Annotated in this window: 15 protein-coding genes and 1 pseudogene; 9 read left to right on the plus strand and 7 right to left on the minus strand. The window is 62.6% G+C overall.

The features are described from left to right. Window positions 1-63: 63 nt before the first annotated feature. Window positions 64-1,017, minus strand: a complete 954-nt coding sequence (locus BLJAPNOD_RS05485; RefSeq protein WP_115419171.1) for a nucleoside hydrolase — start codon at window positions 1,015-1,017, stop codon at window positions 64-66. Window positions 1,018-1,270: 253 nt separating this feature from the next. Between BLJAPNOD_RS05485 and BLJAPNOD_RS05490 the strand changes: the two genes are divergently transcribed. Continuing rightward, window positions 1,271-1,924: a hypothetical protein gene (locus BLJAPNOD_RS05490; protein ID WP_077504912.1), complete on the plus strand. Its 654-nt coding sequence runs from the start codon at window positions 1,271-1,273 to the stop codon at window positions 1,922-1,924. A 103-nt stretch (window positions 1,925-2,027) separates the two neighbouring features. Here the strand turns inward: BLJAPNOD_RS05490 and lysS are convergent, their stop codons facing one another. After that, window positions 2,028-3,524, minus strand: coding sequence for a lysine--tRNA ligase (lysS, locus tag BLJAPNOD_RS05495; RefSeq protein ID WP_077504855.1), 1,497 nt, complete (start codon window positions 3,522-3,524; stop codon window positions 2,028-2,030). A gap of 10 nt (window positions 3,525-3,534) precedes the next feature. Beyond that, complete coding sequence (gene gltX / locus BLJAPNOD_RS05500; protein ID WP_077504854.1) at window positions 3,535-4,992, minus strand: glutamate--tRNA ligase; 1,458 nt, start codon at window positions 4,990-4,992, stop codon at window positions 3,535-3,537. 256 nt (window positions 4,993-5,248) lie between these two features. Between gltX and BLJAPNOD_RS05505 the strand changes: the two genes are divergently transcribed. Beyond that, window positions 5,249-5,596: a metalloregulator ArsR/SmtB family transcription factor gene (locus BLJAPNOD_RS05505; protein ID WP_115419172.1), complete on the plus strand. Its 348-nt coding sequence runs from the start codon at window positions 5,249-5,251 to the stop codon at window positions 5,594-5,596. A 332-nt stretch (window positions 5,597-5,928) separates the two neighbouring features. On the opposite strand, the gene BLJAPNOD_RS05510 is transcribed toward BLJAPNOD_RS05505, so the two are convergent. The 3 genes from BLJAPNOD_RS05510 to BLJAPNOD_RS05520 all read right to left on the minus strand — a co-directional run bounded on the left by BLJAPNOD_RS05510 (window position 5,929) and on the right by BLJAPNOD_RS05520 (window position 8,448). Continuing rightward, window positions 5,929-6,684, minus strand: a complete 756-nt coding sequence (locus tag BLJAPNOD_RS05510) for a TerC family protein (protein WP_115419173.1) — start codon at window positions 6,682-6,684, stop codon at window positions 5,929-5,931. A gap of 114 nt (window positions 6,685-6,798) precedes the next feature. Beyond that, window positions 6,799-7,638, minus strand: a complete 840-nt coding sequence (locus BLJAPNOD_RS05515; RefSeq protein WP_115421147.1) for an AraC family transcriptional regulator — start codon at window positions 7,636-7,638, stop codon at window positions 6,799-6,801. A gap of 105 nt (window positions 7,639-7,743) precedes the next feature. Continuing rightward, on the minus strand, window positions 7,744-8,448 hold the full coding sequence (locus BLJAPNOD_RS05520; protein ID WP_077504850.1) for a TetR/AcrR family transcriptional regulator: 705 nt from the start codon (window positions 8,446-8,448) through the stop codon (window positions 7,744-7,746). A gap of 157 nt (window positions 8,449-8,605) precedes the next feature. Between BLJAPNOD_RS05520 and BLJAPNOD_RS05525 the strand changes: the two genes are divergently transcribed. From BLJAPNOD_RS05525 to xylB, 5 genes are all read left to right on the plus strand, one after another. After that, window positions 8,606-9,823: an HlyD family secretion protein gene (locus tag BLJAPNOD_RS05525; protein ID WP_115419174.1), complete on the plus strand. Its 1,218-nt coding sequence runs from the start codon at window positions 8,606-8,608 to the stop codon at window positions 9,821-9,823. A 70-nt stretch (window positions 9,824-9,893) separates the two neighbouring features. Continuing rightward, on the plus strand, window positions 9,894-11,483 hold the full coding sequence (locus BLJAPNOD_RS05530; RefSeq protein ID WP_077504848.1) for a DHA2 family efflux MFS transporter permease subunit: 1,590 nt from the start codon (window positions 9,894-9,896) through the stop codon (window positions 11,481-11,483). A gap of 160 nt (window positions 11,484-11,643) precedes the next feature. Further along, on the plus strand, window positions 11,644-12,699 hold the full coding sequence (locus BLJAPNOD_RS05535) for a metallophosphoesterase (protein WP_115421148.1): 1,056 nt from the start codon (window positions 11,644-11,646) through the stop codon (window positions 12,697-12,699). Between the two features lie 88 nt (window positions 12,700-12,787). Further along, entirely contained in the window at window positions 12,788-13,825 is a 1,038-nt protein-coding gene (locus BLJAPNOD_RS05540; protein WP_115421149.1) for a LacI family DNA-binding transcriptional regulator, read from the plus strand. A 75-nt stretch (window positions 13,826-13,900) separates the two neighbouring features. Further along, window positions 13,901-15,355, plus strand: a complete 1,455-nt coding sequence (gene xylB / locus BLJAPNOD_RS05545; RefSeq protein WP_115421150.1) for a xylulokinase — start codon at window positions 13,901-13,903, stop codon at window positions 15,353-15,355. A 41-nt stretch (window positions 15,356-15,396) separates the two neighbouring features. On the opposite strand, the gene BLJAPNOD_RS05550 is transcribed toward xylB, so the two are convergent. After that, complete coding sequence (locus tag BLJAPNOD_RS05550; RefSeq protein WP_115419175.1) at window positions 15,397-15,756, minus strand: nuclear transport factor 2 family protein; 360 nt, start codon at window positions 15,754-15,756, stop codon at window positions 15,397-15,399. Between the two features lie 136 nt (window positions 15,757-15,892). Between BLJAPNOD_RS05550 and xylA the strand changes: the two genes are divergently transcribed. Both xylA and BLJAPNOD_RS05560 read left to right on the plus strand, forming a co-directional pair. Further along, the gene (gene xylA / locus BLJAPNOD_RS05555) at window positions 15,893-17,203 is read left to right on the plus strand and encodes a xylose isomerase (RefSeq protein WP_077504844.1); all 1,311 of its coding nucleotides are present in this window, start codon (window positions 15,893-15,895) and stop codon (window positions 17,201-17,203) included. A 280-nt stretch (window positions 17,204-17,483) separates the two neighbouring features. Beyond that, window positions 17,484-17,667: pseudogene (locus tag BLJAPNOD_RS05560) on the plus strand (sugar phosphate isomerase/epimerase); the annotation flags it as partial.

Here is a 17,667-nt window from a genome sequence, read left to right on the forward strand (position 1 = left end):
TCCGCCAGCCATGGGTGCAAAGTTTTTCGAGCAGTCGACCGTGCCGATCTGCCCGGGGTGGCATCAGTCGTGCAGTGCCAGCGTGTCGCCGATCAGCTTCAGGGTTTTTGCCGCATCGATGTCGATGCAGGCCTTCTGGCTCGGCAGGTTGTCCCATGGGCTCGGCGGGAACAGCCGGCTGTCGGGCTTCTGGATCGTCTGGCCGTCGGCAATGCCGCCGCACACGACACGGATCACGCCGCTGCGCACCTTGAACAGATCTGGCGCCACGACATAGGCGCAGGCGCAGCTGTCATGCACCACCATGCCATCCGGAACATGCTGCTCGTAGAAGGTGATGTAGAACTGCGAGATGTCCGAGAGCAGCTTCGCCGGCGCTCCGCCGCGCTCGGCGATGTCGGCAAGCATCGCCTTGGTCATCACCGTCTTGATCGTGACGTCGAGACCGACGACAGTGACAGGCCATGGTGCGGTCATGACGACGTCGGCCGCCTCGGGGTCGCCATGGATATTGGCTTCGGCGGCCGGGGTGATGTTGCCGTTGACGTCGAAGGCGCCGCCCATGATCACGACTTCGCGCACCAGCGGTGCAAAGTCCGGGTCTTCGCGCAGTGCCAGCGCCAGGTTGGTCATGCGGCCAACGGCAATCAGCGTCACTTCGCCGGGATTGGCGCGGACGGTGTCGATGATGAAGCGGTGCGCGGAACGCGGATCGACGGGCAAGTCGATCGTCTCGGGCACGTCGATGTTGCCGAGGCCGTCATCGCCGTGAATGAAGGTCGGCCAGCCGACATGCGGCCGATCCGGATTGAAGGTCTTGTCGAGACCCTTGGCAACCGGTGCCTTTATGCCCCACTCACGCTTCAGAAACAGCGCGTTGCGCGTCGTCGTTTCGACCGAGGCGTTGCCGAAGACCGTGGTGATGCCGATGAGGTCGATATCCGGGTGGCGGTGGAGGAAGAGGAGCGCCATCGCATCGTCGATGCCCGGATCCGTATCAAAGATAACTTTGTGCATGTGTTCTTCTTTTCTTTTTCTTGCGTTTGACGGGTCGCAATGGAGGCAAGATGCCCGCGAAAGTCAATCGGTGATCGATCCCGGTTGGATATGCCTGACGGCAAAGTTGGTGCAGCCTGTGACATGAGCTGTGCTCTTTTCGATCATCCGGCCGCCGAACCCGCTTAAACTTTCCGAAAGGTCGAGCGCTTATCCTTGCAAGGCGCCTTCGGGCTTTTGTTTCAGTTCCTGTTATGACAGCGGAGCCATTCTCGTGAAGGCTATTCTCGGCAAGTTGCGCCCATCGAAGAGGCTGGTCGTCATCCTTGCCGCCGCATTCGGCGTGTCGGCTGCCTCAGGTGCGGCCGCCGTCTATGTCGGCCGCGACGCGCTGATGGAGCGGATGTCGAAGCCCGCCACCTCCGGTCTCGAATGCACGCTGGTCAGGACCGTCAAGCTCGGCCATCACGGCCAGCGCTGGGTTCGCCTGCACATCAAGACGGACCGCGCCGATGGCGAGGCGCGCATGCGCACGGCGCTTCGCGTCGTCGGCGCGCTCTCCAAGACGGAGAAGGCCGATCTCTATCAGGTCGTCGTTCTCGATGCGGCCGGACCGGAAGAGCGGGCTGCGGTGCGTGGCGCCGCAATCGGGGCTCAGGTTCTTTTCGCACCGGGCCCGCAAAGCGTGCCCGGCATGGATGCGCCTTTCCGCGCGTCCTACAATGACGGCACGGCAAACTCGGCCGGCTTCTTTCACGGCAACACGGTCGATCTTTCGGTCGGCGATATCGGTGGAATGATGGCCGGCATGGACGATCGTTCGCCCTGCATCGATCCGAACGCTGTCACCGTCGAGGGCGAGGCTGGACCCGAAGCCGCAGCGCCAGAGCACAAGGCCGAGAGCGCCGAGGCGCCAGCAGGCCACTGACACACGGTTAGCCTTGGAGGGCGCCGGCAATCCATCATTGAGAACGAAAAAAGCCCGCCGCAATCGCGCCGGGCTTTTCTGTCTTGTGCTGTTGTGGCCCTGATCAGTCGGCCTTGTTGCGGCGCGCCGGAAACAGGATGATGTCGCGGATCGACGGCGCGTTGGTGAGCAGCATGATCAGGCGGTCGACGCCGATGCCGAGGCCACCGGCCGGCGGCATGCCCTGGTCGATGGCGTCAAGGAACTCGTCGTCAAGCTGCTTGGCCTTTTCGCCGCGGGCATGCGCCTGCTCGAGCTGCTCGACCATGCGGGCGCGCTGCTCTTCCGGATCGTTGAGCTCGGAGAAGGCGTTGCCGAGTTCCCAGGTGTTGCAATAGGTCTCGAAGCGCTCGACAAGGCGCGGCTCACCCGGCACTTCCTTGGCGAAGGGCGAGATGTCCTTCGGGAAGTGCGTGACGTGCGACGGCTGGATCAGCGTCGGCTCGACCTTTTCTTCGAAGACGAAGGCGAGGCACTCGCCCCAGGTCCAGTCCTTCTCGACTTCGAAGCCGGCAGCCTTGGCGGCAACGCGGGCTTCCTCGTCGGTCTTCATCGCCAGGAAGTCGATGCCGGTCGCTTCCTTGACGGCATCCGGCATCGGCACGCGGCGGAACGGACCCTTGAAGGAGATTTCCTTGTCGCCGAACATGAATTCGGTCGAGCCATGGATCGACAGAGCGAGCTTGGTGAACAGCCGCTCGACGAGGTCCATGATGTCCTCGTAGTCGGCATAGGCCCAGTAGCACTCCATCATGGTGAACTCGGGATTGTGCCGTGTCGACACACCTTCGTTGCGGAAGTTGCGGTTGATCTCGAACACCTTGTCGGTCAGGCCCGAGACCAGCGTGCGCTTCAGGTACAGTTCCGGCGCGATGCGCAGGTACATGTCGAGCTTCAGCGTGTTGTGGTGGGTCTTGAACGGCTCGGCCGTGGCACCGCCATAGACCGAATGCAGCATCGGCGTTTCGACTTCCATGAAGCCGTCTTCTTCCATGAAGTGGCGGATGCCGGAGACGATCTTGCTGCGCTGCTGGAAGCGGAGCTTGGATTCCTCGTTGGTCATGATGTCGAGGTGGCGCTTGCGGTAGCGCAGCTCGATGTCGGATAGGCCGTGCCACTTCTCGGGCATCGGCAGCAACGACTTCGTCAGCATGGTGATCGCCTGCGCGTTGATCGTCAGCTCGCCGCGCTTGGTGCGGCGCACGACGCCGGTGACGCCGATGATGTCGCCGATGTCAATCATCGGCAGCAGTGCGCGGGCGTCTTCCGGCGTGGTGTCCTTGTGGCTGAAGATCTGGATCTTGCCGGAGGCGTCATGGATATCCATGAACATGCCGGAGTTGCGCGACGAGTAGACGCGGCCGGCGACCGTGACGACGTCCTGCGTCTCGGTGTCCAGCTCCAGGGTCTCATACTTCGCCGCAAGTTCGGCATTGGTCATCGTGCGGTGGAAATGCGCCGGATAGACGTCGCCGATCTGTTCGCGCAGCAGCTTCAGCTTCTGCGCGCGTACTTCCGTCACGTCGGAGGAGAGGGCTGTTGTCTCGGTCTTGTCGTTCATCGTCCTGTCCTTACTTTCCGCTGCCGGCCATCGAGGCGGCGACCTGGCCCGCAACCTTCAAGCGCTGGCGCACGACCGAGCGGCCGAGCAGTTCCATGCTGTCGAAGAGCGGCAGGGAGCGCGACGAGCCGGAAACCGCGACGAACAGCGGCGCCAGCACGACCTTGAGCTTCTTGCCCATGCGGTCGGCGATGGCGCGCAGTTCCGCCTCGATCGTTTCCTTGTTCCATTCGAGGATCTTTTCCAGGTCCGGCTGGACCGTGTTGAAGATCTCGACCAGTTCTTCCGGGCTCGACTTGATCTTGGCGAAGGCCGAGGGTTCGAGACCGAGGTCGGACTTCAACAGGAAGTCGGCAAGCGCGGGCAGTTCGCCGAGCTTGGAGATGCGCGATTGCGACAGCTTCAGGCCCTGCTTCAGGCGATCGTTTTCGGACGCCCAGGCCAGAACCCGGCCGAGGAACTCGTCGTCGCTCAGCTTCTCGCGGATCCAGCGGCCGTTCAGCCAGTCGAGCTTCTGGATGTCGAAGATCGCACCCGACTTCGACAGGTTGTCCGGGTCGAACTTTTCGGCAAGCTCGGCCATCGTCATCAGCTCCTCGCCTTCGGCGATCTGGATGAAGAACAGGCCGAGGAAGTTCATCAACGCTTCCGGCAGGTAGCCGAGCGCCGAGTAATAGGAGATCGATGTCGGGTTCTTGCGCTTCGACAGCTTCGACTTGTCGGCGTTGCGCATCAGCGACAGGTGCATGAACACCGGCGGCGTCAGGCCGAGATATTGATAGATCAGGATGTGCTTCGGCACGGAGGCCAGCCACTCCTCGCCGCGCGCGACGTGGGTGATCTTCATCAGATAGTCGTCGACGACGTTTGCCATGTGATAGGTCGGCATGCCGTCGGCCTTGAGCAGAACCTGCATGTCGACCGAATCCCACGGGATTTCGACGTCGCCGTAGACGCCGTCCGTGAACTTGCAGGAACCCTCGGTCGGGATCTTCATGCGCACGACGTGCGGCTCGCCGGCATCGACGCGGCGGGTCACTTCTTCGGCTGAGAGCGTCAGGCAGTGGCCGTCATATTTCGGCTGCTTGCCGGCGGCGCGCTGTGCCTCGCGCATCTGCTCCAGCCGCTCGGGCGTGCAGAAACAGCGGAAGCCGTGGCCGTTCTTCTCGATCTGGCGGACGTAGTCGAGATAGATGTCCTTGCGATCGCTCTGGCGGTAGGGGCCATAGGGGCCGCCGACATCCGGGCCTTCCGACCATTTGAGCCCGCACCATTTCAGCGCGTCCAGCACCTTCTGCTCGAATTCCGGCGTCGAGCGCGTGGCGTCGGTATCTTCGATCCTGAGGATGAAGGTGCCGCCGTGCTTCTTTGCGAAGAGATAGTTGAACAGTGCGATATAGGCGGTGCCGACATGCGGCTCGCCGGTGGGGGAGGGTGCAATGCGTACCCGAACTGCTGAATCTGTCATGGTCTTTGCCCGTTTTACGTGCTTTTCGCCCCTTGCCGGAAGACAAGTCCGGCCACCGGGCGCGCATTTTATGGGAAGGAAAGGCCCGTAGGGGTGCCGCACCAGCGGTATCGGCAGGCTATTCCAGTCGGCTCGCGTGAGACCATAGAACATGGAGCATGTCAACGGAAAGTGGATCACTCCGGTTTTTGTTGACACCGCCGATGGCTGGCTATATTGAACCGTAAGGTTATTTAACTGAAAGGTTTTTTAGAAAATGCCGGAAGATCGCCTGTCGACCACGCTCTCAGCCCTGGCCGATCCCACGCGCAGGGCCATCCTCGCCCGATTGTCCCTCGGCGAGGCCTCGGTCGGCGAACTGGCGGAGCCGTTCGAAATGAGCTTGCCGGCTGTTTCCAAACACTTGAAGGTGCTCGAGCGTGCGGGGCTGATCAGCCGTGGCCGCGAGGCGCAGTGGCGCCCCTGCCGGCTCGAAGCCGCACCGTTGCGCGACATCAACAGCTGGCTCGACAGCTACCGCCGCTTCTGGGAAGAGAAGTTCGATCGTCTCGACGTCTATCTGCAGGAACTGCAGAAGGGCGATCCGGACGCGGAGAAAAACTGAAATCTGTCCCTCCGGCGCATTGGCCGCGCGAAGCGCACCTGATCTCGACGCCTGAAGCCAGCAGGAACGATTGACCGGATGATGCGTTCTCCCTTCGAGAGGCGCGAACGGTGCCAATCGGACATGACGGAGGTGGAGAACGCGGGAGTTTTTCCGATTTCTTCCCGTGGCCAACGAAACGGCAGCCGAGCTCACCGACCCGTCCGGCTTGCGCTCTCACGTAAGCCCGCAGCAAGATGGCCTGCATCCCCGTGATGCAGGCCTTTTTGACCCGACGAAAAAAGGCGGAGCATGGAGCCCCGCCTTTTTCGACTTTCGGCAATGGCTGCGCTTCAGTGCGGCTTGCCGGCCGCCTTCTTTCGCAGCCGCGCATTGCGCGCCACCATGTTGAGAACCTCGACCAGGGCCGAAAACGCCATGGCGGCGTAGATGTAGCCCTTGGGCACGTGCAGACCCATGCCTTCTGCAATCAGCGTCGTGCCGATCATCAGGAGGAAGGCGAGCGCCAGCATGACGATCGTCGGGTTCTTCTCGATGAAGTTGGCAAGCGGTGTTGCGGCAACGAGCATCACGGTGACGGCGGCGACGACGGCAATGACCATGATCGGCAGATGCGGCGTCATGCCGACGGCGGTGATGATGCTGTCGACCGAGAAGACCAGGTCGAGCAACAGAATCTGGCCGATCGCCGCGCTGAAGCTGCTGATCGCCGAAGAGGCGATGAAATCCTCGCCGTGGTCGCTCGGATCGACGCTGTGATGGATTTCCTTGGTCGCCTTCCAGACGAGGAAGAGACCGCCGGCGATCAGGATCATGTCCTTCCAGGAGAAGCCATGTCCGAAGACCTCGAAGACCGGCGTCGTCAGCTTGACGATCCAGGCGACGGTGCCGAGCAGAGCGAGGCGCATGACGAGCGCGAGACCGATACCGATGCGGCGGGCCTTTTCACGGTGTTCGGGTGGCAGCTTGTTGGTGAGGATCGAGATGAAGATCAGGTTGTCGATGCCGAGAACCACCTCCATGACAACCAGTGTTATGAGGGCAACCCAGGCAGCCGGGTCCTGGGCTAGCAGCATTAAATCCTGCATCGGCGATCTTTCCTTGTCTCGGTGGCGCGTCGTCGCGCAAGAATCGCGGCAGTATTTAAGCAACATTGCGAAAGTGACAAGCGCCGCCGCGCGTTTGCAGCGGCGCTTTACCGTTTACGGTTTCAGCGGAATCCACATTTCCACCACGCCCATGCCCGAATGCGGGTCGAAGCGCTCGTCGTAATGCTCGATCAGGTCGGGCGTTTCTCCATGCTGGAGACCGGCCTCCGGAAGATAGGTGCCGAAGATATGCTGCGCGGTCGTCGCGATCGACGAGATATGGCCGCGGTGCAGGAACACGATATAGCGCTGTTTCGGCAGCTTGATCGTCGAAAAGCCTGCGGGCAGGCTGCCGGCGTCGTCTACCTCCACTGCGGCCATGTAGTGAAATGTGCCGGCTTCGCTGTTGCTCTGGCTGCAGACGCCATAGGCGACATTGCCCTTCTGTCCGGGAATGTTGCCGAAATGGGCGTTGAAGCGCTGCCAGAGCGAAGGAATGCCTTCGGTGCGGCCGTAGGCATAGGTTTCGCCAAGGCCGGCCAGAAGCAAAGGCGGGCTGTCTTCGAAGCGGGGTGGGTCCAGTTTGAGGAGGCGGGTGTCGTCCATTCTGATAGGCTCCGTCAGTGCGATGTTGCTGAGGTGCCCTTGCTTGCGCACGGTCTCCGGCGTCACGCCGAATTGTTCGCGAAAGGCACGGGTGAAGGCCTCATGCGAGCCGTAGCCCGCTTCGAGCGCCACCGCGAGAATGCTGGAGGAGCCATCGGCAAGGGTTTGCGCAGCGCCGCTCAGGCGGCGTGCGCGGATATAGGCGCTGATGGAGTGACCGGTCACCAGTCCGAAGACGCGCGACAGATGAAAGCGCGAAAAGCCGGCAGCCTCTGCGATCTCCTCCAGCGATATATCGCTCGCGAAATGGCTCTCGATGAACCAGATCGCCCTTCCGATAGCACTCATGATCACTCCCGTGGCAGACACCCATGCTCATAGGGTTTTGCCGCAGGGCGTGCTTGATCGCAATTGCTGGATTGAAGAGGGGGGCGGCCGAATGCGCCCTTCGGCTCAAGCCGTCTTCTTCGGCCCGTATGCGGCCATGAAGACCCGCACAGCTGCTGTAACCGTGCCCTCGATCTGCTCGCGCGGCGGCGCCGAACACATGCCGCCGAACAGCCGGTGCTTGAAGAGCCCGGCCTGCGCCATCTCGATGAACTGTCGGGCGGCCATTTCGGTATTGTCGATGTCGAGCGTTCCCGCCGGAACCTGGCGGTCGAGATAGGCCTTGAGCACCGTGTAGCCGTTTTCCGGTGCCTCGCTGAAGAAGCGTTCGGCCAGATGCGGCATGCGGTCGATGACGCCGATCACCATGCGCATGGACCGGATCGTCTCTTCGGCGGTCATGCTGGTCGTCAGTGTCACGCCGAAATCGAAAAGCGATTCCTCCACATCGTCGTGATCGTTGAGCGCATGTTTGGCGGTCTGAACCACCCGGGTCTTGCCCTGGATGATCAGCGCCTTGAACAGGTCTTCCTTGTTTTCGAAATAGACATAGAGCGTGCCCTTGGAGACGCCGGCCTCGCGGGTGATGTCGTTCATGCTGGCGGCGTCGAAGCCCTGGTTCATGAAGGCGCGCCGGGCGCCCTCCAGGATCTGTTCGCGCTTGGCAGGGTCTTCGCCCGCCGCATGGCGTCCGCCGCCGGGACAAAGCTGGTCGTCCATGCCGTTGTCAGGCTGGATGGTCTCTTTCTGTCCGGTCTTTGCTGGTTCCATGATCGCCGTCTGTGCCCGTCCTGTTCGCATTAAATTACATCCATCGAACTGCGCGGTTCGATTCCCTCTTGATATGCGACGTCAAAGCGATTAAGTCAAGCTTCGATCGAACCGAACGGTTCAGTTCAATCACCACTCATTAACCAGGCCGGTACCCATGTCCGCATCCAAAACGTCCAGCGCCGCTCGCGTTCGCCCTGTCGGCGAGGATTTTGAAGTTCCGCAGACCCATGAGGCCGCGCCCGAAGCCAAGGGTGCGACGGACGAGGCGCCTGCTGTGACGCAGCAGCCCGCTGTCGAAGCCGCCCCGAAAAAGAAGAAGCGCAGCCCGATCTTGCCGGTTCTCGGCCTCGCAGCTTTGGCCGCAGGCGGCTGGTATGGCTATGACTGGTGGACCAATGGCCGCTTCATGGTTTCGACGGACGACGCCTATATCGAGGGCGACATCGCCACGATCTCCCCGAAGGTTTCGGGGTATGTCGCCAAGGTCGACGTCGTCGCCAACCAGCAGGTGAAGGCCGGCGACCCGCTGGTCACGCTCGATGACGGCGACTACCGCATCGCCGCCGAGCAGACCGAGGCCCAGATCGCGACGCAGAAGCTGGCGCTCAGCCGCTTCGACGCGCAGATCGCCGGGGCAAGGGCGAGCCTTGCCCAGGCGGAAGCCCAGAAAAACGCTCTCGAAGCAACGGTGCGCGGCGCCGAACTTGCGCAAAAGCGCGCAAGCGACCTCCAGTCCAAGGACGTCGGCACCGTTGCTTCCCGCGACAATGCCGACGTTGCGCTGGACCAGGCGCGGGCCAACCTTGCCGGCGCCGATGCGAACATCGCGACCGCCAACGCCAACATCACCGTGCTGCAGGCGCAGCGCGCCGAGGCGGAAAGCCAGATCCGCTCGCTGGAGCTTGCCCGCGACAAGGCCAATCGCGACCTCGGTTTCACCGTCTTGAAGGCGCCTTATGACGGCGTCATCGGCAACGTCGCCGTCCAGGTCGGCGATCTCGTCTCGGCCGGTCAGCGTCTGGCCGCTCTCGTGCCGGTCGACCAACTCTATATCGACGCCAACTTCAAGGAGACGCAGATCGCGCATCTGGTCCCCGGCTCGAAGGTCAAGGTCCATATCGACGCCTATGACGAGCACGCGATCGAAGGCACGGTCGCCTCGATCTCGCCGGCGTCCGGCTCTGTGTTCTCGCTGCTGCCGGCGGAAAACGCCACCGGCAACTTCACCAAGGTGATCCAGCGCGTGCCGGTGCGCATCACGCTGCCGGCCGATGTGCTGGCGGAAGGCCATTTGCGGGCGGGCTTGAGCGTCGTCGTCGATGTCGACACGCGCACGGCGCCCGCTGAGACCAAGGTCGCCGCCACGAAGTAATCGGGCCTGGCGCGCCGGCGAGTTCGATGGAACGCGCCGCCCGCGCCTTTACACGCAGGGAGTGGCTCAGATGGCCGCAACGGCAACAGCAGGCTCGGTGGCGGCAGCCGCACCGAAGGTCGAGGAACATATGGATCCGAGAAGGCTGATCGCCTTCTTCGCCATGGTCGTCGGCATGTTCATGGCGATCCTCGACATCCAGATCGTTTCGGCCTCGCTTGCAGAGATCCAGGCGGGTCTGTCAGCCGGCTCCGACGAAATCGGCTGGGTGCAGACCTCCTACCTCATCGCCGAAGTCATCATGATCCCGCTGTCGGGCACGCTGGCGCGCATCGTGTCGACCCGCGTGTTATTTTCGGTGTCGGCTGCGGGCTTCACGGCGGCAAGCGCGCTGGCCGCGACCGCTACCAATATCGACCAGATGATCGTCTATCGGGCGATCCAGGGCTTTATCGGCGGCGGCATGATCCCGTCGGTGTTTGCGGCTGCCTTCACCATTTTCCCGCCGTCGAAGCGCAACATCGTCTCGCCGATCATCGGCCTGATCGCCACGCTGGCGCCGACCATCGGCCCGACCGTTGGCGGTTACCTCAGCCACGCCTTTTCCTGGCACTGGCTGTTTCTCGTCAACGTCATTCCCGGCATCATCGTCGCGACGCTGACCTGGACCTTCATCGATTTCGACAAGCCGGAACTGAGCCTCTTCAAGAAATTCGACTGGTGGGGGCTCGCCTCGATGGCGGTCTTCCTCGGCTCGCTCGAATATGTCCTGGAAGAAGGCAACGCCAACGACTGGTTCAATGACGATCATATCGTCATGGGCGCCGTTGCCACGGTGGTAGCCGCGGTGATCTTCTTCTATCGGGCCTTCAAGGTGGAGTTCCCGGTGGTCGATCTTCGGGCGTTCTCCAACCGCAACTTCGCCTTCGGCTCGATGTTCTCCTTTGTCATGGGCATCGGGCTCTATGGCCTCACCTATCTCTATCCGCTCTATCTCGGGCGCATCCGCGGCTACGATTCGCTGATGATCGGCGAGACGATGTTCGTCTCGGGTCTGGCGATGTTCTTGACCGCGCCGGTTGCCGGCATCCTGTCGGGCAAGCTCGATCCGCGCGTGCTGATGACCATCGGCTTTGCCAGCTTTGCCAGCGGCACCTGGATCATGGCGCACCTGACGGCCGACTGGGACTTCTACGAGCTGTTCATCCCGCAGATCCTGCGTGGCGTCGGGCTGATGCTGTGCATGGTGCCGATCAACAACATCGCGCTCGGCACCATGCCGCCGGCGCGCATGCGCGGCGCATCCGGCCTCTTCAACCTGACGCGCAACCTGGGCGGTGCCGTCGGTCTCGCGGTGATCAACACCATCCTGACCCAACGACAGGACCTGCACTATGCCCGGCTTTCCGAGCATATCCAGTGGGGTAACCCGGAAGCTGTGGAACAGTTCAACAACATGGCGGCCAAGTTCGACGCCCATGGCCTCGACGGTGCTTCGATCGCCATCAAGCAGCTTGCAGCGATGGCGCAGAAGCAGGCGATGATCCTGTCGTTCAGCGACGTCTTCGTCATCCTGACGGTGCTGTTCCTGTCGCTGATCCTGGGCGTGATGATGATCAAGAAACCGGAGGGCGTTGGCCCAAGCGGCGGCGGCCACTAGGCCCGGCAACCAAGCCCATCCGCACGGTTTACGCGATCGTCGCGTTGCGGCACAATCCGGCCGGAAAACAATCGCCGGCCGGGCGGAAACGGGGTCATTCATGCAGGCATTCAAGCGCTTCGCCATCTCCCGGCGGTCCTTCCTTGCCGGTGCGGCCGGCATGGGCGCGGCATTGCTGGCAAGGCCGACATGGGCAGCCGGGCGCCCGCCCATCGATGCCACCTTCCTGTTTTCGAACGACATCCATGCCTGCCTCGTCTCGACCGAAGGCCTTGCGCCGAACTGTGCGGCGGAGGGCAAGACCGACGAGAACCTTTTACGTCACGTGGCGGCGCTCAATGGTCTGCCGGCGATGCGGTGGCCGGAGAGCGTTGCCGGCGAGGCGAGCGGGCTTGGCAGCGCCGGCCGGCGGATCGGCCATCCGCTCGGCCTGGTGCTGGGCGGCGACGTGACCGATGACGGCGGCGGGCAGGTGCGCCAGCCGCGCGAGGGACGACAGCTACAGCAGTTTTCCAGCCGCTATCAGGAAGGGCCGGGTGCCGACCGGGTACACTTCCCCGTCTATGTCGGTCTCGGCAATCATGACCTCGACCAGGATGGCCCGCCGCCGCATGTGGACTGGTATCGCCGCGAACTGCGGGACTATGTCGAACTCAACCATCGGCAGACGGTGTTCTACAAGCCGCCGGTGCCGGTTAGCAATTACGATCCACTGTCGGATTGTTATTCCTGGGACTGGGGCGGGCTGCATCTCGTCCAACTCCAGCGCTTCGGCGGCGATGTCAGCAAGGGCGCCGTCGATGCGCTTCCCTGGCTGAAGCAGGATCTGGAAACCTACGCGGCCGACGGCCGGCCAGTGATCCTGTTCCAGCATTATGGCTGGGACGCTTTTTCGACCGAAGTCTGGGACGCTTCCGCCAAGACCTTCGACGATCAGGGCGACGGCCCGCCACATTGGTGGAGTGCCGAGCAGCGTCAGGCGCTCGTCGACGCCATCGGGGGCTACAACGTCGTCGGCGCGTTTCACGGCCACCAGCACGAAACGGCGATGATCTATCGCCGCGAAGGTCTCGACCTCTTCAAGCCCAAGGCTGCGTATATGGGCGGTTTCGCGCTTGTGCGCGTGACCGACGGCTTCATGGACGTGGCGCTTGGCGAAGCCGGAAAAGGCCACGGCGAAGTCGTTTTCACCCAGGCGTTCAGCAAGCGGTTTTAGCCAGCGAAAACAGCGTTCGGCAGTCTCGCTCGCATTTTTGATTTACGTACATCAAAAATTCCTCTAAGGCAGTTTGCGGGAGGAAATGATGCGCCCTACAGTTCACGACATTGCTGCAGAAGCAGGCGTCAGCCTTGCGACCGTCGACCGGGTTTTGAACAATCGCCCGGGGGTCAGGTCGGTCACGCGTGACAAGGTCGAGCGCGCCATCGCGACGCTCGGTTATGTCAGGGACGTGGCGGCGGCCAACCTTGCCAAGAGCCGCAGCTATCCGCTGATCTTCATCCTGCCCGAGGGCGAAAACGCCTTCATGCGCGGGCTTGAGGCGGAGATTGAAGCAGCAATAGCCCGTTCCGCCGTCGAACGCACCGAGATTACCATTCTGTCCGTTCCCGCTTTCGATGCCGCGGCGCTGGCCGCAGCCCTCGACGACGCGCGCCGGCGCACACCGGCCGGCGTTGCCGTCGTTGCCGTCGAGGCGCCGGAAGTGGTTGCCGCCGTCGGGCGGCTTCGCGAGGACGGCATTGCCGTCATCACGCTCGTCTCCGACCTGACCGGGTCGGAGCGCGACCATTTCGCCGGTGTCGACAACATTGCAGCCGGGCGCACCGCCGGCAGTCTGATGCGGCGTTTCCTCGGCGGCCGCGACGGGCCGGTCGCGATCGTCGCCGGCTCGATGCTGGTGCGAGACCACCGGGATCGGCTTGAAGGCTTCAGTACTGCCGTCAACGAAGGGGCGGCCAAGCGGCATCTGCTGCCCGTGGTCGAGGGCCACGACGATCCGACCGAGGTCGAGACGCTGGTACGGGATCTGCTGGCTGCGCATGCGGATCTCGCCGGCATCTACAGCCTCGGCGCTGGCAACCGCGGCCTGATCGCGGCGCTCGAAGAGGCAGGGCGACAGTCCGAGATTTGCGCAATCGCGCATGAATTGACGCCGTATAGCCGGGCTGCACTGGTGTCGGGCACGATCGATGCGCTGCTCAACCAGGATGCGGGTCATGAGGTGAGGAGCGCCATTCGCGTGCTGAAGGCCCGAGCCGACGGCCTGTCGATGATCGAAGCGCAGGAGCGCATCCGCATCGATATCTTCCTGAAAGACAACCTGCCGGTCGAGCCGGCGTAATACTTTGAATTTACACAATTCCTGACGGAAAATCGTTGCGCGCTTTTCCCGAGGTTGCTCTCAATGGAGGCCTACATGTATCTCGGACTGGATCTCGGCACCTCGGGCGTCAAGGCGATGCTGATCGACGACAATCAGCGCATTGTCGGCTCGGCTTCCGGTGCGCTCGATGTCTCCCGGCCGCATCCCGGCTGGTCGGAGCAGGATCCGGCCGATTGGGTGCGCGCCAGCGAGGAGGCAATCGCCGGCCTGAAGGCGGCGCACCCGGCAGCGCTCGGCGCCGTGCGTGGCATCGGCCTTTCCGGCCAGATGCATGGTGCGACGCTGCTCGATGCGGATGACAAGGTGCTGCGCCCCTGCATCCTCTGGAACGACACCCGCAGTTTTCGCGAGGCGGCGGCACTCGACGCCGACCCGCAATTCCGCGCCGTCACTGGCAACATCGTCTTCCCGGGATTTACCGCGCCCAAACTTGTCTGGGTTCGCGAAAACGAGCCCGAGATTTTCGCCAGGGTGCGCCGGGTGCTTCTGCCGAAGGACTATCTGCGCCTGTGGCTGACCGGCGAGCATATCTCGGAAATGTCGGATTCGGCCGGCACTGCTTGGCTCGACACGGCCAAGCGCCGCTGGTCGGAGAACCTGCTTTCCGTCACCGGCATGGAGGAACGGCAGATGCCGGACCTCGTCGAAGGCACGGATGCAGCCGGAACGCTTCGGTCCGAACTCGCCGCACGCTGGGGAATTTCGGGCAATGTCGTGGTTGCCGGCGGTGCCGGTGACAATGCCGCTTCCGCCTGCGGCATGGGGACTGTGGGGGAGGGCCACGCCTTCGTTTCGCTCGGCACGTCGGGCGTGCTGTTTGCCGCCAATGCGCGCTATCTGCCCAACCCGGCAAGCGCCGTTCACGCCTTCTGCCATGCGCTGCCGAACACCTGGCATCAGATGGGCGTCATCCTGTCGGCGACCGATGCGCTCAACTGGTATTCGGGCATCGCCGGTCATAGTGCCGCCGATCTCAGCGCCGAACTTGGCGAGACGCTGAAGGCGCCCGGCGGCGTGACCTTTCTTCCCTATCTTTCCGGCGAACGCACGCCCCACAACGACGCCGCTATCCGCGGCGCCTTTGCCGGGCTCGGCCACGAGAGCAGCCGAGTGGTGCTGACGCAGGCGGTGATGGAAGGGGTTTCCTTTGCCATCCGTGACAGCCTCGAAGCCCTGCGTGCTGCCGGTACGACGCTTTCGCGGGTGACGGCAATCGGCGGCGGCTCGCGCTCGCGTTATTGGCTGAAGTCGATCGCGACTGCGCTCGATCTGCCGGTCGATCTGCCCGCCGACGGCGATTTCGGCGCTGCCTTCGGCGCCGCGCGCCTGGGGCTGATCGCGGCAACCGGTGCCGATCCGGTTGCGACTTGCTACGCGCCGAAAACAGCGGAAACGATCGCGCCCGATGCTGGCCTGGTGCCTGCCTACGAAGAGGCCTACCAGCGCTACCGGCGCCTTTATCCGGCCATCAAGGGCGCGACGACGTGACCGCACCGCGCCCTTCCATGGCTGTTTCCGATCGAGCGCACTTACTGCGCCGGTACCTTGTCGATGAAGCCGGTAACCTGCTTCAGTCGGCCGTTTTCGATCAGGCCGATGTCGGTGCCTTCGATGACGGAATCAACGCCTTCGGGGCCGAGTGCCCAAGAGAAGCGGATCGTGTCGGCAAACCCGTCGGGGGCGCCCTTCAGCGTGAAGACGAAGCCGGGGAACTGGCCCTTGACGCCGGCGATCAGGCCGCCGATGCCCTCGTGCCCGTCACCCTGCATGATCGGGTCGCGGTAGGCGACATCGGCAGTAAAAGCCTTTTCGATCAGTGTGTTGCGGCTGCCGACCTCGGCGTTCCAGGCGGCGATATAGGCCTCGGCGATTTCGTTGAAGTCGTTCATCTGAATGTTCCTTCGGTTGGCGTTTCGATGCCCCAGATATCGCCCGCCGAGGGAATGAAACCAATTACCTTCCACGTAATGGCCGGACGTTTCGCAACCGCGACGCCGGTCCACCACCCTTAAGAGGAGCTACACCGTGAGCACGGGATTTTTCGGCGATATCGCCAAGATCAAGTATGAAGGACCGGAGAGCAGCAATCCGCTCGCCTTCCGCCACTACAACAAGGACGAGGTCGTCTTCGGCAAGCGCATGGAAGATCACCTGCGCTTTGCGGTCGCCTATTGGCACACCTTCGTCTGGCCGGGTGGAGATCCCTTCGGTGGACAAACCTTCGAGCGCCCCTGGTTCAAGGACACGATGGACGCGGCCAAGCTGAAGGCCGATGTCGCCTTCGAATTCTTCCAGCTGCTCGGCGTTCCCTACTACTGCTTCCACGACGCCGACGTGCGTCCCGAGGGCCGCAACTTCGTCGAGAACACCAGGAACCTCAACGAGATCGTCGACTACTTCGCAAAGAAGCAGGCCGACACAGGCGTCAAGCTGCTCTGGGGAACGGCCAATCTGTTCTCCAACCGCCGCTACATGTCGGGTGCCGCCACCAATCCTGACCCGGATGTGTTTGCCTTTGGGGCCGCGACGGTCAAGACTTGCCTTGACGCCACGCAGCGTCTGGGCGGCGAGAACTACGTGCTGTGGGGCGGACGCGAAGGATATGAGACGCTGCTCAACACCGATCTTTCGCGCGAGCTCGACCAGCTCGGCCGCTTCGTCAACCTGGTTGTCGAATACAAGCACAAGATCGGCTTCAAGGGCGCGATCCTGATCGAGCCGAAGCCGCAGGAGCCGACCAAACACCAGTACGACTATGACGTCGCCACCGTTTACGGCTTCCTGAAGAAGTACGGCCTGGAAAAAGAAGTGCAGGTCAATATCGAACAGGGCCACGCGATCCTTGCCGGCCATTCCTTCGAGCATGAGCTGGCGCTTGCCAACGCGCTCGGCATCTTCGGTTCGATCGACATGAACCGCAACGACTACCAGTCCGGTTGGGACACCGACCAGTTCCCCAACAACGTGCCGGAAATGGCGCTCGCCTACTACCAGGTTCTGGCCGGCGGTGGCTTCAAGAGCGGCGGCACCAACTTCGATGCGAAGCTGCGGCGCCAGTCAATCGATCCCGAAGACCTGCTGATCGGCCATATCGGCGGCATGGATTGCTGCGCCCGCGGCCTCAAGGCTGCCGCCCAGATGATCGAAGACAAGGCACTGTCCGGCCCGCTTGATCAGCGCTATGCCGGCTGGCAGGTGCCTGAAGCCAAGAAGATGCTCGACGGCGGCTTCTCGCTGGAAGAGATCGAAGCCTGGGTACTGAAGTCCGACCTCAACCCGCAGCCGAAATCCGGCAAGCAGGAGCTGCTGGAGAATGTCGTCAACCGCTACGTCTGATCGGGCAGTCGTATACGTTTTGTGAACACGGGGCGGAGGGAAACCTTCGCCCCTTTTTCTGCCCTGAATGCTCGCCTGCGGGCCCCGGGCATGCCTCGAACGGATTTGCGAAAACTGTCCTTCGGCCGGTTGCTCCAAGCAAAAAATCTGCTAGTTTCGGCGCCTGCAACGTTTCAGGTACTTCAGTAAGAGCGAAAATGAAACCTTCTTCCGCTTCTTCCTGTCGTTGGCCTAAGAGGCCGGCTTTGTCGGCAGCCATAGCATCAGGAGGATGTTCGGGATGAAAACGATCAAGGGCCCTGGCCTGTTTCTGGCGCAGTTTGCCGGGGATGTCGCGCCGTTCAACTCGTTTGCGTCGATCACGAAATGGGCGGCCGATTGTGGCTACAAGGGCGTGCAGGTGCCGACGTGGGATAGCAGGCTGATCGATCTGAAGAAGGCGGCGACGTCAAAAACCTATTGCG

The sequence above is a fragment of the Ensifer sp. M14 genome (assembly GCF_003355565.1).
Classification (GTDB): Bacteria; Pseudomonadota; Alphaproteobacteria; order Rhizobiales; family Rhizobiaceae; genus Ensifer.